Source organism: Rhodococcus sp. APC 3903 (assembly GCF_030407755.1).
In the GTDB taxonomy this organism is placed as follows: Bacteria; Actinomycetota; Actinomycetes; order Mycobacteriales; family Mycobacteriaceae; genus Rhodococcus_F; species Rhodococcus_F erythropolis.
The window spans coordinates 54997-69826 of sequence record NZ_JASDCV010000020.1; the positions used below are offsets into that span (position 1 = coordinate 54997).

Genomic DNA, 14830 nt, shown 5'->3' on the forward strand with positions numbered 1-14830 from the left:
GGGTCTATCGTGCCACTCGCTCGAATATCCGTGTAGCCGCCGTCGTGCCGACTGCGACACACGTCGGAACCCCGACGCCGTGCAGCCACGACCCGGCCACTTCGAGGCGGTCGAACTGCGTCATCCCGGACTCGATTTCAGCCACGATTTCCGTGTGACCTGGGGAGTACTGGGGAAGACCGCCGTGCCACCGCTGTACGAAGCTCGCTCCTGGCTCCTCGGTGATTCCGGTCACGGTCTCGAGATCGGCGCGCGCAAGTTCGATCAGTTCACCATCCGGCCGGTCGACGATCTCCGATGCGCCGAATCGACCGAACGACACCCGAACGAGATGCTCGCCGCGATCAGCGAGGTGCGTCCACTTTCGGCTCGACAGCGTGAACGCCTTGGCGGTCAGGTCGGCGTCGGTGGCAACCAGGATCCCCGAATTCTGCGGAAGGTCGACCTGACCGGGCAAGCGGAGCGCCACCACCGCGGACGACGCCAGTTCGATCCGCGACGCGATACGCGCAATATCCGCATCGACGCCGGCCAACAGCACCGCTGCGCGCGGCGCCGGAACAGCCAGAATCACCGCGTCGACGCTGCCGAGCGGATCGACGTTCCAACCTTTCCCGTCCCTGCGTAACCCGAAAGCCTCGCCGCGGACGAACGTCGCGTCGGCGGCCTGCCGCAGCGCATCGAGCAAGATGCCGTAACCGTCCCTGAGCGCTCCGAACACTGGTCCGGGTGTAGGTGTCGGCACTGCGGCTGCAACTGCATCCGTGAGGCTCTGAGCGCCCGCATCGAGCGCCGCAGCGAGTGTCGGCAAAGCTGCACGCACTCCGATGGTCTCTGCCAGGCCCGAGTACACCCCGCCGAGAAGCGGATCCACCGATCGGCTGACCACCTGATCACCGAATCGCTGTGAAACCAGTTCGGCAACACTGCAATCGGAACCGCGGGTCCACTCGAACGGAGCGCCTGGTTCGGCAGCTATGCGCGACAGTGTCTGCTCGTCGACTAGATCTCTCACCGACTCGGACGATGCCGGGATTCCCATCAGGGTTCCGGCAGGAAGTCGATTCAGTGAGCCCTGGGACCAGATCAACGGGCTCAACCCCGCTGGGTAAACGATCTGATCGGTCAGTCCCAGCTCGGCGAGAAGCGCAGGGACTTCGGGCCGACGGGCGATGAACGCCTCGGCGCCGATGTCGATCGGGCCACCACCCAGATCAATCGTTCGCAGCTTCCCGCCCAGTCGCGGAGAGTCGTCGACGACCGTGATGTCGGCAACGGAGCCCAGACTGCGCCGAAGCCGGTACGCGGCAACCAGTCCGGAGATTCCGCCTCCGATCACCGCGACCGACGGCCGAGTGGTTGTCACAGCGAGTGCACCAGCTCCACCGCCGAGGTGATCGCCGTGGGATCGGTGTCGGGAAGAACTCCATGGCCGAGGTTGAAGATGTGGCCGATGGCACCGGCTTCGATCGCGCGGTCACCTTCAGCGGCGATCCGGCGCACCTCACGATCGATCACCTCGGGGCCCGCGAACAATACAGCGGGATCGAGATTGCCTTGCAGCGCCTTGCCCGGACCGACACGACCGGCCGCGACGTCGAGCGGAATCCGCCAGTCGACACCCACGACGTCGGCACCTGCCTCCCCCATCGCGCCGAGAAGTTCACCGGTTCCGACACCGAAGTGGATACGCGGAACGCCGGCAGCGGCTACCTCGGCAAACACCCGTTCGGAATGTGGGAGAACAAATTCCCGGTAATCGGCCAGCGAGAGCGCGCCGGCCCACGAGTCGAACAGCTGAACCGCGTCGACACCCGCCTTGAGCTGCGTCTGCAGGAAGCAGATCGTGGTGTCTGCCAGGCTTCCGAGCAACGCGTGCCAGGTCTTCGGATCGGAGTGCATGAGCGCCTTGGTCTTCTCGTGGTTCCGGCTCGGACCACCCTCGACCAGATACGACGCCAAGGTGAACGGCGCTCCGGCAAAGCCGATCAGCGGAGTCGAGCCCAACTCGGTGGTGAGAAGTCGAACGGCCTGCGCGATCGCCCCGACCTCTTCGGGGACCAACCGCGGGAGGGCTGCGACGTCGGCGATGGAGCGAATCGGATTGGCAACCACCGGTCCGACGCCAGCAACGATGTCGAGATCGATTCCCGCAGCCTTGAGCGGAACAACGATGTCCGAGAACAGGATTGCCGCGTCCACATCGTGACGACGCACCGGCTGCATCGTGATCTCACAGACCAGCGCCGGATCGAAACACGACTCCAACATGCCGATCCCCGCGCGGATCTCGCGATACTCCGGCAACGAACGTCCGGCCTGGCGCATGAACCACACCGGCCGTCGACTCGGAGTGCGTCCGGTCGCCGCGGCGAGCAACGGTGCGTCGGGCAAAACTCGCCGAGCGCTGTATTCCGCCGACCCGGTCATGCCTGAATTCATGTTGTCCAACCCGCTCATCAGTCCTCGCGCTCTCCGCCAACGTGTGTCTTCGATCGACTCAATGCTGCCATGTCCCACACTCGGGATCGGACACCCGAGCGGTTCGTGAGCGGCCACACACCCGAACCACACTCGGTCGGCGCGCCTCCACCTACCCGCCCTTATCCCCGACTAACGTCCTGACCTGTGACGACATCCGGATCGACAGCCGACCCGGCCGAGTTCCGTGCCGCCGTGGAGGCGATGACCGCTGCGCGGGTTCGGCCCGAGATAGAGGTCGGTCCCATCCGTCCGCCGCAGCGTCTCGCTCCGTACAGCCACGCAGTGGGAGCCGAGGTTCTGCACCCGGACTCCGACGTCGTGGCCGAACAGTCCGAAGGCGACGCTTTCGGCCGCCTGATCCTGTTGTTCGATCCGGACGGCGACGAGGCATGGAACGGCACCATGCGGTTGGTGGCCTACATCCAGGCCGATCTCGACGAAGCCGTCGCCGCGGATCCACTACTTCCCGAAGTAGCCTGGAGTTGGCTGGTGGACGCACTCGAAGCCGGACCGGAACCTTTTGTGGCCCTGGGCGGTACGGTCACAGCCACAACTTCCGTGCGATACGGCGACATCGCGGGTCCGCCGCGAGCCCACCAACTCGAGTTACGTGCATCCTGGACTGCAACGTCATCAGAATTGGCTCACCATGTCGAGGCTTTCTGTGAAGTTCTCGCGTACGCGGCAGGACTTCCGCCTGCCGGGATAACCACGCTGTCGCGGCAGGGCGACTAACTCCACTACTCGTTTACGCATTCCCCCGGAAAAATACTAGAACCTGTTCTAAAATGAGTCATGCAACGTCTCAGCGGACTCGACGCGACCTTCCTCTACTTGGAAACACCGACCCAGCTATTGCACGTTTGTGGACTCGTACTGCTCGACCCCTCGACCATTCCGGGCGGTTACGACTACCGGAAGCTGCTTCGCGAGTTGGACTCGCGGATGGCCACGATGCCGACCTTCCGGCGCAAACTCAAGGATTCCCGCCTCAATCTCGACTACCCCGTGTGGGTCGACGATCACGATTTCGACATCGAGCGGCACTGCCACCGGACCGCGGTACCTGCTCCGGGCACACACGCGGAACTGGCAGAACTCGCCGGACACATCGCGAGCCAACCGCTGGATCGTTCCCGCCCACTATGGGAGATGTGGGTCATCGAGGGACTTGCCGACGGACAGATCGCCGTCATGTCGAAGATTCATCACAGCGCTGCCGACGGCGTCACCGGCGCGAACATCCTTGCTCAGCTGTGCAGTCTCGAACCGGATTCACCGGCGCTCGTGGATCCCACCGCACAGGGTGCGGGCGACGCGGGAACGCTGGACATCGCCATCGGCGGACTCATGGCCGTCATCGCCCGACCCGCAAGAATTGCCCGTCTGGTCCCCGGCGGAATCGCCATGCTCCCCAAGTGGGTGACGCGTGCACGAAAGGGTGAAGCGATGCCTGCTCCGTTCACCGCGCCGCGGACCTCGTTCAACGGCGCTATCACCGGTCACCGCAACGTCGCCTTCAGCCAGCTCGATCTCGCGAAGGTCAAGGCCGTCAAAGATCGCCACGGCGTCAAGGTCAACGATGTGGTTCTCGCGCTGTGCGCGGGTGCTTTGCGGACCTTCCTCGAGGACCGCGACGAACTGCCGGAGGACTCACTCGTCGCGATGGTCCCCGTATCGGTCCACGGTAAATCCGATCGGCCGGGCACAAACCAGATCTCGGGCATGTTCACGCAGCTGGGCACCCAGATCGGCGATCCGGTCGAGCGTCTGCACGCGATCAGCGATTACAACGCCACCTCGAAGAACCACAACGAGGCTCTGGGTGCGAACATGCTCCAGGACTGGTCCCAGTTCGCATCACCAGCGGTGTTCGGCGCCGCCATGCGGGTGTACTCGTCGCTCAAACTCGCCGAGCGTCACCCCGTCGTGTCCAACCTGGTCGTCTCGAACGTGCCCGGGCCGCCGGTCCCGCTCTACTTCCTCGGCGCCCAGATCAAGGGAATGTTCCCGCTCGGCCCGATCTTTCACGGGGCAGGACTCAACGTGACGGTGATGTCACTCGACGGAAAACTCGACGTCGGCATCGTCAGTTGCTCCGATCTGGCACCCGAATTGGACCAGCTCGCGCAAGGTTTCGGAGCCGCACTCGACGAACTGTTCGACGCTGAGGTGACAACCCCGGCCCCGACTGCGACGTAGAGTCAGTGACCATGTCCGAAGTCACCGATGATGCAACCGAGCCCACCTCCGACGTAGTTCCGCTGCTCGTTCCGCGTGACGGAGTTCCGGACGTCATCACCACTGCCGCCGGTGTCGCCGACGCCGCGGCCGCGCTGGCCTCCGGCCACGGCCCGCTCGCCGTGGACGCCGAGCGGGCATCCGGATTCCGTTATTCGGCACGGGCGTACCTGATCCAGCTCCGACGCGAAGGAGCGGGATCGTTCCTGCTCGACCCGATCCCGACAGCGCAGGACCTGCAGCCGTTGGCCGAGGCGATCAACCCGTTGCAATGGGTGCTGCACTCGGCCGATCAGGATCTCCCCGGCCTCGCCGAACTGGGCCTGACACCGGCCGAGCTGTTCGACACCGAACTGGCCGGTCGACTGGCCGGGTTCGAACGAGTCGGACTCGCCGCGATAGTGGAACGAACCCTGCGGGTGGAACTTCGCAAAGGTCACGGGGCCGCGGACTGGTCGACACGTCCGCTGCCGGACGCCTGGTTGAACTACGCCGCCCTCGACGTCGAAGTGCTTCTCGAACTGCGCGACGCCATGGAAGCCGAACTCGAATCCCAGGGCAAGCTCGAGTGGGCGAAGGAGGAGTTCGAGTACATCCGTCTGGCCGGCCCGCCCAAGCCCAAGCCCGACCGTTGGCGTCGTACATCGCACATCACCTCGCTCAAGACCACTCGGCAGTTGGCGGCAGTACGGGCGCTGTGGCAGGCGCGTGAGGATCTCGCGCGCAAGCGCGACGTGTCGCCGAGCCGGGTTCTCCCTGACTCCGCCATCATCGATGCCGCCCTCAAAGATCCTCAGTCGCTGGATGCGCTCCGTTCGCTTCCCGTGTTCGGCGGACCACGTCAACGCCGGTATTCGCGTGTGTGGATGGACGCACTGGAAGCTGCGCGCAGGCTCCCGGACAGCGAGCTTCCGCCGAAGACCCCGCCGATCGTCGGACCCCCTGCCGCCGGCCGCTGGGCTCGCCAGGACCCGGCGGCGGCCGACCGACTGACGGCGGCTCGGGCCGCACTGTCGGACCTGAGCAAGGAAGTGTCGGTGCCCGTGGAGAATCTGCTCCAACCCGACCTGGTCAGGCGCCTGTGCTGGGACTGGAAGTTGGAACCCGACTCCGACATCGCCGAGGTCGAGAGCGCAATCGAGACCAAGCTCACTTCCGGTGGCGCACGTGGCTGGCAACGCACTTTGACGGTTCCCGTCCTCGCCGAGGCACTGAACTCCGTGGTCCCGGCCGAGCCCGAAGCGGAGGAGCCTGAATCCTGACCTGACCCCGGTGTGAGGTTGGAGCAATTCGGCACGTTAAGTTACCGGTCAGTAATGGGCAGTAGTACGCTCGATACGAGGCCGGACGCCTGGCCGTGATCGCCGAACCAACGTCTCACCGCACTTCGGAGTGGTGGGCAGCTCCATCAGGAGGAATTCGCGTGGCTCCATCCACAAACAACCAACGCAACGTCGTCTTCGTCGACGGCATTCGCACCCCGTTCGGCAAGGCCGGCCCGAAAGGCATGTACGCCGACACGCGCGCAGACGATCTCGTCGTCAAGGCGATTCGTGAGCTGCTTCGCCGTAACCCGCAGCTCGATCCCGCACGGATCGACGAAGTGGCTGTCGCAGCCACCACGCAGACCGGTGACCAGGGCCTGACCATCGGCCGCACCGCTGCGATCCTCGCCGGTCTCCCCGAAACCGTTCCCGGATTCGCCATCGACCGCATGTGCGCCGGCGCGATGACCGCCGTCACCACCACCGCGTCGGGCATCGGCTTCGGCCAGTACGACGTCGTGATCGCCGGTGGCGTCGAGCACATGGGCCACCACCCGATGGGTGAGGGCGCAGACCCCAACCCGCGCTTCCTCGCCGACCGCCTGGTCGACCCGAGCGCCCTCGTGATGGGTAACACCGCCGAGAACCTGCACGACCGGTTCCCGACCATCACCAAGGACCGCACGGACGCCTACGCCGTCAACAGCCAGAACAAGTACGACGCTGCCAAGAAGGCCGGCTTCATCGCCGACACCCTGGTCCCCGTCGCCACCCGCAGTTCTGCGGGCTGGGGTCTGGCCACCGAAGACGAGCCGCCGCGCCCCGGAACCACCGTCGAAGATCTCGCGAAGCTCAAGACGCCGTTCCGCCCGGCCGGACGCATCACCGCCGGTAACGCCGCCGGGCTCAACGACGGTGCCACCGCAGCACTGCTCGCCGGTGAGGACACCGCAGCCGAGCTCGGCCTGCCGGTCGGCATGCGCATGGTGGGCTTCGCCTACCAGGGCGTCGACCCCGCCGTCATGGGTATCGGTCCGGTTCCCGCCACCGAGAAGCTCCTGGCACGCACCGGCCTGAAGATCGAGGACATCGGACTCTTCGAGATCAACGAGGCGTTCGCCGTTCAGGTCCTCGCGTTCCTCGAGCACTACGGAATCGCCGACGACGACCCGCGCGTCAACCAGTGGGGCGGCGCCATCGCGTGTGGCCACCCCCTCGCTTCCTCGGGCGTTCGCCTGATGACGCAGCTCTCCCGCCAGTTCGCGACGCGTCCCGACGTGCGCTACGGCTTGACCACCATGTGCATCGGCCTCGGCATGGGCGGCACCGTAATCTGGGAGAACCCGAACCACGCTGACTACCAGGCAGGGGTTAACTAAATGTCTGATATTGCAACAGCATTCGCCGACGAGGTCGTGACGAACGCCTACACGAAGATCATCTCGGTCCCCGGCATCGAGGGCCCGTTTGCACTGATCACCCTCGACAACGGCTTCGACCACACCAAGCCGTCGTCATTCGGTCCCGGCGGACTCGCAGCATTCGACGCCGCCCTCGACGAAGCCTTTGCAGCCAACCCGGTTGCCATCGCCGTCACCGGCAAGCCGTTCATCTTCGCCGCCGGCGCGGACCTCAAGGGTGTTCCCGCGATCACCTCTCGCGAGCAGGGACTCGAGCTGGGCCGCTTGGGTCACAAGGTGTTCCGACGCCTGCGTGAGTCGTCCGTTCCCACGTTCGCCTTCATCAACGGTGTCGCTCTGGGCGGCGGCCTCGAGGTCGGCCTGCACAGCCGCTACCGCACGGTTGCCGCCAATGCGGGCGCACTGGGTCTTCCGGAAGCATTCCTCGGTCTGGTCCCCGGTTGGGGCGGAACGCAGTTGCTCCCCAACCTCGTCGGCCCGTCGAACGCCGTCACCGTGGTGATCGAGAACTCGCTGAACCAGAACAAGGTGCTCTCCCCCAAGAAGGCACTCGAACTCGGCGTCGTCGACGTCGTTCTCGATTCTGCCGACTTCATCGAGCAGTCCCTCGCCTGGGCGTCGCAGGTCCTCGCCGGCACAGTGACCCCCGCTCGCCCCGAGATCGATCGTGGCCAGGGCTGGGACGACGCGATCGCTCGTGCGAAGGCGATCGTCGACGGCAAGACCAAGGGCAACGCTCCCGGCGCCGTCAAGGCCGTCGAGCTGCTCGAACTGGCTCGCAGTACCGACATCACCGATGCCGCTTCGCTCGACAAGGGCTTCGCGGCCGAGGACGAGGCTCTTGCCGACCTCCTCCTGACCGACGAACTCCGTGCAGGTCTGTACGCCTTCGATCTGGTGAACAAGCGCGCCAAGCGCCCCGCCGGAGCACCCGACCGCTCGCTCGCCCGCAAGGTCAGCGGCGTCGGCATCGTCGGTGCCGGTCTCATGGCCAGCCAGCTCGCGCTGCTCTTCGTCCGCCAGCTCAAGGTGCCGGTCATCCTGACCGACATCGACCAGGAGCGCATCGACAAGGGTGTCGGTTACGTCCACACCGAAATCGAGAAGCTCCAGGGCAAGGGGCGCCTGTCCCCCGACGCTGCGAACCGCCTCAAGGCGCTCGTCTTCGGTTCCCTCGACAAGGCCGCGTTCGCCAAGACCGACTTCGTCATCGAAGCCGTCTTCGAGAACATGGACGTCAAGAAGAAGGTCTTCGCGGAACTCGAGCAGTTCATCGCTCCCGAAACCATCCTCGCCACCAACACCTCCTCGCTCTCCATCACGGAGATGGCGTCCGGCCTCGAGCATCCCGAGCGTGTGGTCGGCTTCCACTTCTTCAACCCGGTTGCCGTTCTTCCTCTCCTCGAGATCATCAAGGGCAGCAAGACCGACGATGCCACTCTCGCAACGGCTTTCGCCACCGCGAAGTCGCTGAAGAAGTCCGCCGTCCTCTGCGGCGACAAGGCAGGCTTCGTCTTCAACCGCCTCGTCACCCGCACCTTGGGTGAGGTCATGTCCGCCGTCGACGAAGGCACCCCCTTCGACGTCGCGGACAACGCCATCGCCGAACTCGGCATGCCCATGTCGCCGTTCACCTTGCTGGCCCTCGTCGGACCCGCAGTGGCTCTGCACACCGGTGAGACCCTGCAGGAGTCGTACCCGGACCGGTTCAAGAGCTCACCTGGACTCGAAGCACTCGTCGAGGCTCGCAAGCCCGGCGTGTGGACCTGGGGCGAGAACGGTCAGGCCGTCGATCCCGAGGTCGCCGCACTGTGGCCGCAGGGCGACAAGGTGTCCACTTCGGAAGAGGTCCTCGAGCGCACACGTCGTGCGTTTGCCGAGGAAATTCAGATCATGCTCGACGAGGGCGTCGTAGCGGCAGCCGAGGACATCGACCTCTGCCTGCTGCTCGGCGGCGGGTTCGGATTCTGGAACGGCGGCATCACGCCGTACCTGGACCGGACCGGTACCTCCGAGGCTGTCAACGGCAAGCGCTTCCTCGCGCCTGGTGTTGCCAGCGTCTGAGTCAGTCGATCGACCCGTCACGGACGGCGTGCCTTCGGGTACGCCGTCCGTGGCGTTTGCGCAGGTTCAGAATAGGGTTCCCACATCGTCTTTCACGATGTTCTCGAGCGCACGCTCCGCGACGGCGGCGATAGTCATCGACGGATTGCACGCAGCGGAGTTCCCCGGCAACAGAGCGCCGTCGAGCACGTACAACCCCCGCTGGCCCAGAACCCGACCATCAAGATCGCACACCGAGTTCATGCAGGCACCGCCGAGGGGATGCCAGGTGGACGGCAGTAACGCGTTGGTGTCGGTGAGCAGTCCTCCTGCCGCGATCTGCTGGGCCGCAGGTCCGATGTGGCCTTGCTGGATCGCAGAGTCGCCATCCCTCGGCCAACGGAGCACCGCCTCGCCTCGCGCTGAGTCGTACACGAACCGACCCCGGTCGCTGCTGACCCCGAATCCGACCATCACCGTGCTGTGAGCGTCGAACGCCACCGGCGGGAACGACGCCTGAATGACGGTGAACGCGTTATGCGGGTCGTCCCAGTTCCGGCTGCCGTAGACGACCGGCCCGCCCTGCGTCGCGCCGAAATTCTCCGCGAGATCCGACCAGATGTAGATCCGGTCGGCATTGGTCCCCCACCCCGCGCCGAGTTCGTCGGGCAAATCCGTGATCCGCCCCGTTGCCGCGGCGCGGACCAGGAGTTTGGTGGTGTTCATGCTGCCGGCAGCCATCACGAGCGCATCCGTCGTCAAAATCTTGTTCTCGAGAATGTTGCCGGAAATGTCGGTCCGGTCCACGTACACACGCCACCGTCCGTCGGCCGCCCGCTCGACATCGGTGACCTGGTGCAGAGTCTCCACATTCACCAATCCGGTCGCTTCCGCTGCCGCAATGTAGGTGACATCCACCGAATGCTTGCCCCCGTTGTTGACACCGAGCGCGCCGTCACCGTTGGTGTACGACGGCTTCATCTCACCCCTCAGTTCGGCCAACGCGTAGTTCCAGTCGATCGGCATCGGAATCTTCGACACGGGTAGACCGGAACGCGTTGCGTTACGCGCGAATACACGTGCCGCCTCGTAGTTGGGGCTGGAAATCAGTTCGTCGGGTGCAGTTTCCACTTGCAACATCCGCGCCACCCGCGGGTAATGGACGCGGTCCATTCGTGCGTAATCGAGCTCCTCCGGAAAGTGCGTGTTGAAGACCGCTTCTTCCGGTTGCAGCGTCATCCCTTGGTACACAAGCGATCCGCCGCCCACCCCGGCTGCGCAGATCGCGGTCATGTTCTCACCGGTCACCGTCTCCAACAAACCCGCGTATGGCTCGAAGATCGCCGGCCTGCCGAACAGAGTCGGGTTGGACTGATGCCAGAGGATACGCTTGTCCGGACTGGCGGGATGCGGAAAAGTTTCGGCATTCGGCCCGGTCTGCCACCGAATCCCTCTCTCCAGCAGGGTGACCGGAACCCCGGCCTCGGCCAAGCGAAGTGCCGTCACCCCTCCGCCGAACCCCGAACCGATAACCACGACACGGTGCACTTCACGTGTCAGCGGAATCCCTGTTGCAGCCTTGGCAGTGCGTGGCGCCATCATCGCGACTCCCACGGCGGCCGTACCGGCCAAGAACGATCTACGTTTCACTCCGGACATGACTGGTGCTCCCTCGAAGAATGTCGCCAGAGAATTCCGGGCACGCCAAAACTAGACACTCTGACGCTCGAGTGTCAAGGTTTTGGCGGAGCAGGCGAGGAACTACGAGGTCGACCGGATTGCGGGCCCGAGCCACCTCGAGAGAAAGGCCCGCAAGGAGTCATCGGAATGGACGAGGTCGCTGTCGAATGCAACAACCGAAAGCCCCAGTCGCACGGCAATTTCCACTATCTCATCCAACTCCGCCTCCGTGGCGAGGCCACGTTCGACCATAGGGGCGAGCATCTGACCAGCGAAAGGTATTGCTCGACTCATCATTTCGAGATCGAAGACAGGGTTTCCCCGCTCGGCGAGGAGCAGAGTCGCGAGCACCGGGTGAGCATGCACGGCAGTTCGCGCGGCAACGATGAATTCGACGACGTAGTCGCACGCCGTGTCAACCGACTCCACCTGTGCCGTGATCTCCCCGAGAACCTCGACAGCGAGACCGCCCATCGCCTGGGAGACGACCTCTTCACGTGTACCGAAAATCGAGTACACCGTCTGGCGCGAGACACCGGCCGCGGTGGCAACTGCGGCAATGTTCACAGCCTCGAATCCGCCACCTTCGATCAGTCCGAGGGCGGCGCCGAGAATCTTCTGCTGTGATCGCACGAGGAAAGTATCGCCCACCGAAACGGCGCCCTGAGAAACGCGGTCCAGATCCGACTCCCACCTGCATAAACGGCACAATCGGTTTCGTTTGGCTGCCGAAATTCAGTAGGTTAGGCTGCCCTTCATGAAAACTTCTGTTCGGGGCTTCACTGCCCTCGGTGCGGCTGCAATCGCGGTCACCGCACTTGTCTCGTGCTCCTCGGATTCAGGCACATCCACGGCATCCCAAGGTACGGACGGATTCCCCGTCAGCATCGAGAACACCTTCGGCACCACGACCATCGACTCGAAGCCCGAGCGCCTCGTCACCCTCGGATGGAACGCGCAGGACATCCTGTACGCACTCGATCTGACTCCGGTCGGACAGCCCAAGTACACCTACGGTGCGGACGACAACGGCGTCATGCCCTGGGCCCAGGACTACTTCGACGCGGACAAGACAACGCTCTTCGACATGCCGGCCAGCGGAGAACCGCCGATCGAGTCCATCGCGTCGTTGACCCCCGACGTCATCCTGGCGCCGTACGAGGGCTTCGAGGAATCCGTCTACAACCAACTGAGCAAGATCGCACCGACGGCCGCTTATCCCGGCGCAGCGTGGCAGACGTCCTGGCAGGACCAGACCCGCATCGTCGGCAAGGCAGTCGGCAAGAGCGAAGAGGCCGAGAAGCTCGTCGACGGCCTCGACGCGACTCTCGCCGATACCGCCGCAGCCCACCCGGAGTTCGCCGGAAAGACATTGGCAGTGGTCAACTTCGACACCGATTCGAGCAACATCAACGTCTATCTGCCCACCGACCCGCGGGTCCAGGTGCTGACGGAACTCGGATTCGTCAACGCGCCGGGCGTAGAGAAGCTCGCCGCGGACAATGCAGGTGGATCGTTCTTCAAGACGATCTCCTACGAGAACATCGCCGACATCGACGCCGACGTGATCGTCGGCTTCACCGACGGCTCCGGTGATCCGTCCGGCATACCCGCAGTCGGTGGACTCGACGCGGTCAAACGCGGATCCACCGCATTCCTCAGCGACACCCGCGTCATCGGCGGACTGAGCAACGTCAACGTCCTGAGCACGCCTTGGGTCCTCGGCCAGATCACACCGACGTTAAGTGAAGCCGCAAAGCGCGCGACCGCCTAGAAACGGGATTTTCACGACACCCTCAAAGCCAACTCCCACGGCATGAACTACACGAGCGGGTTCACTCTGAAGCCTGACGCCACAGGCACGATCCTCGAGATGTACTTCTCCGGTGAATCCGAATCCACTTCACGTATCTCGAAGATCTTCACAGCGGTATTCGGTCGATTGGGCGCGCGGGTGACCCGGAAATTCATGGCAAAGGATCTCGAGGACATCGCAGCAAAAGCCGAGAGTCTCGCGGGTAAGTAACCCGCCCTCACCTGCACCGACATTATTGTGTGCATAATGACTGCAATCAATACCTTGTCTCTGCGTCCGGTTGTTTCGACCTGGGAATGGACTCAGCTGGATAACGGCGCGTGAGTCCCCGCCAAATCTCGTCCGGTGGGCGTAGCGTGCAGAGTGCTCGCGGATGGATCGACGCATCGGGGTGTCGACCGTAGGGCCTTTGAGGGGGCAGGAATGGCATTCAGCGGAACCGCCTCCGGCGGTGGATCCGGCGCTACTCGCGCCGACGTCGGACATGCAGTGCTCTTCGCCGGCGCCGCCGCGCTCGGCGGTTTTCTGTTCGGATACGACACCGCTGTCATCAACGGGGCAGTCGGTGCGATCCGAGACAAGTACGACATCGGCGCCTCGGGCACCGGGCTCACGGTCTCACTGACTCTGCTCGGCGCAGCACTCGGCGCCTGGATCGCAGGCACACTCGCAGATCGCCTCGGCCGCATCCGCGTCATGCAAATAGCCGCGGTGTTGTTCATAATCGGCGCCGTCGGTTCCGCAGTTCCGTTCAGCGTCTACGACCTCACGTTCTGGCGCGTGGTCGGCGGCCTGGCCGTCGGTTTCGCATCGGTCATCGCTCCGGCGTACATCGCGGAGATCTCTCCCGCTGCGATTCGCGGCCGTCTCGGTTCGATGTACCAATTGGCGATCGTTCTCGGAATCGCCGTGTCGCAGTTGGTCAACTACGCACTCCAGGCCGCGGCCGGTGGCGATCGCAATCAGATCGCGGGCCTCGAGGCCTGGCAGTGGATGTTGATGCTCGAAGCCGTTCCCGCAGTTCTGTATCTGATCATGACGACCACGATTCCCGAGTCGCCGCGATTCCTCGTAGCGCAGGGCAAGGACGATCGCGCTCGCAAGATCATCTCCGACCTGGAAGGCGGCGATCACGACGCCGTCACCGAGCGGATGAACGAGATCCGCGACTCGCTCAGCGAGAAGCAAGCCAAAACCACGGTCCGCCAACTCTTCTCGAAGCGGCTCGGCGTCTCCCACCTCGTGTGGGTCGGTATCGCGTTGGCCGCACTGCAGCAGCTGGTCGGTATCAATGTGATCTTCTACTACTCCAGCACCCTGTGGCAGGCAGTGGGATTCGGCGCCGACCGCTCCCTTCTGATCAGCGTCGTGAGCGCCTTGGTCAACATCGTCGGTACGTTTGTCGCCATCGCCGTCATCGACCGGGTCGGTCGAAAACCGCTGTTGTTGGTCGGTTCCGCCGGTATGGCCATCTCACTGGGCACCGCGGCATTCTGTTTCCATTCGGCAACAGTGACCAAGAACGAGATCGGCGAATCTGTGGCCACGCTGACCGGAGCCAACGCGACTATCGCACTTATCGGTGCGAACGCATTCGTGTTCTTCTTCGCTCTGTCCTGGGGCCCGGTGGTCTGGGTGTTGATCTCCGAAATGTTCCCCAATCGCGTGCGTGCTGCAGCAGTAGGAATTGCGACCGCCACCAACTGGGTCGCGAACTTCCTGGTCTCCTGGACGTTCCCGGCACTGGCCGATTGGAATCTGTCGTACACCTACGCCGGCTACGCCGTCATGGCAGCATTGTCACTGTTCGTCGTCCTGCGATTCGTGAAGGAAACGCGAGGCAGCACACTCGAATCCGTCCAGTAGCGAGATCTCACGGT

Annotated in this window: 12 protein-coding genes; 8 read left to right on the plus strand and 4 right to left on the minus strand. The window is 64.1% G+C overall.

Annotated elements, in window-relative coordinates; translation table 11 throughout:
- Positions 1–4 precede the first annotated feature (4 nt).
- Positions 5–1366 (minus strand): protoporphyrinogen oxidase, encoded by a 1362-nt coding sequence (locus QMA15_RS24985; RefSeq protein ID WP_279164318.1) that lies wholly within the window; start codon positions 1364–1366, stop codon positions 5–7.
- Entirely contained in the window at positions 1363–2430 is a 1068-nt protein-coding gene (hemE, locus tag QMA15_RS24990) for a uroporphyrinogen decarboxylase (RefSeq protein ID WP_020907577.1), read from the minus strand. Before hemE ends, QMA15_RS24985 begins: the two co-directional genes overlap by 4 nt.
- A gap of 198 nt (positions 2431–2628) precedes the next feature.
- Here hemE and QMA15_RS24995 point away from each other — a divergent pair, with 198 nt between their 5' ends.
- The 5 genes from QMA15_RS24995 (at position 2629) to QMA15_RS25015 (ending at position 9475) form a co-directional block, all read left to right on the plus strand.
- Positions 2629–3219 carry a DUF3000 domain-containing protein gene (locus QMA15_RS24995; RefSeq protein WP_019748266.1) on the plus strand — a complete coding sequence of 197 codons (591 nt, stop codon included), beginning with the start codon at positions 2629–2631 and terminating at the stop codon, positions 3217–3219.
- A 60-nt stretch (positions 3220–3279) separates the two neighbouring features.
- Positions 3280–4686: a wax ester/triacylglycerol synthase family O-acyltransferase gene (locus QMA15_RS25000; protein WP_279164317.1), complete on the plus strand. Its 1407-nt coding sequence runs from the start codon at positions 3280–3282 to the stop codon at positions 4684–4686.
- An 11-nt stretch (positions 4687–4697) separates the two neighbouring features.
- Positions 4698–5987 (plus strand): ribonuclease D, encoded by a 1290-nt coding sequence (locus tag QMA15_RS25005; RefSeq protein ID WP_070796890.1) that lies wholly within the window; start codon positions 4698–4700, stop codon positions 5985–5987.
- Positions 5988–6148: 161 nt separating this feature from the next.
- Positions 6149–7369, plus strand: a complete 1221-nt coding sequence (locus QMA15_RS25010) for a thiolase family protein (RefSeq protein ID WP_003942598.1) — start codon at positions 6149–6151, stop codon at positions 7367–7369.
- On the plus strand, positions 7370–9475 hold the full coding sequence (locus QMA15_RS25015) for a 3-hydroxyacyl-CoA dehydrogenase NAD-binding domain-containing protein (RefSeq protein WP_290287066.1): 2106 nt from the start codon (positions 7370–7372) through the stop codon (positions 9473–9475).
- Between the two features lie 66 nt (positions 9476–9541).
- Here the strand turns inward: QMA15_RS25015 and QMA15_RS25020 are convergent, their stop codons facing one another.
- Positions 9542–11113: a GMC oxidoreductase gene (locus QMA15_RS25020; RefSeq protein WP_082920696.1), complete on the minus strand. Its 1572-nt coding sequence runs from the start codon at positions 11111–11113 to the stop codon at positions 9542–9544.
- 102 nt (positions 11114–11215) lie between these two features.
- Positions 11216–11767, minus strand: coding sequence for a TetR/AcrR family transcriptional regulator (locus tag QMA15_RS25025; protein ID WP_279164315.1), 552 nt, complete (start codon positions 11765–11767; stop codon positions 11216–11218).
- Positions 11768–11891: 124 nt separating this feature from the next.
- On the opposite strand from QMA15_RS25025, the gene QMA15_RS25030 reads away from it, so the two are divergent.
- The 3 genes from QMA15_RS25030 (at position 11892) to QMA15_RS25040 (ending at position 14816) form a co-directional block, all read left to right on the plus strand.
- Positions 11892–12908 (plus strand): iron-siderophore ABC transporter substrate-binding protein, encoded by a 1017-nt coding sequence (locus QMA15_RS25030; RefSeq protein ID WP_084325999.1) that lies wholly within the window; start codon positions 11892–11894, stop codon positions 12906–12908.
- Positions 12909–12950: 42 nt separating this feature from the next.
- Positions 12951–13160 (plus strand): hypothetical protein, encoded by a 210-nt coding sequence (locus QMA15_RS25035; protein ID WP_020969504.1) that lies wholly within the window; start codon positions 12951–12953, stop codon positions 13158–13160.
- Between the two features lie 213 nt (positions 13161–13373).
- Entirely contained in the window at positions 13374–14816 is a 1443-nt protein-coding gene (locus tag QMA15_RS25040) for a sugar porter family MFS transporter (protein WP_020907569.1), read from the plus strand.
- The last annotated feature ends 14 nt before the right edge of the window (positions 14817–14830 follow it).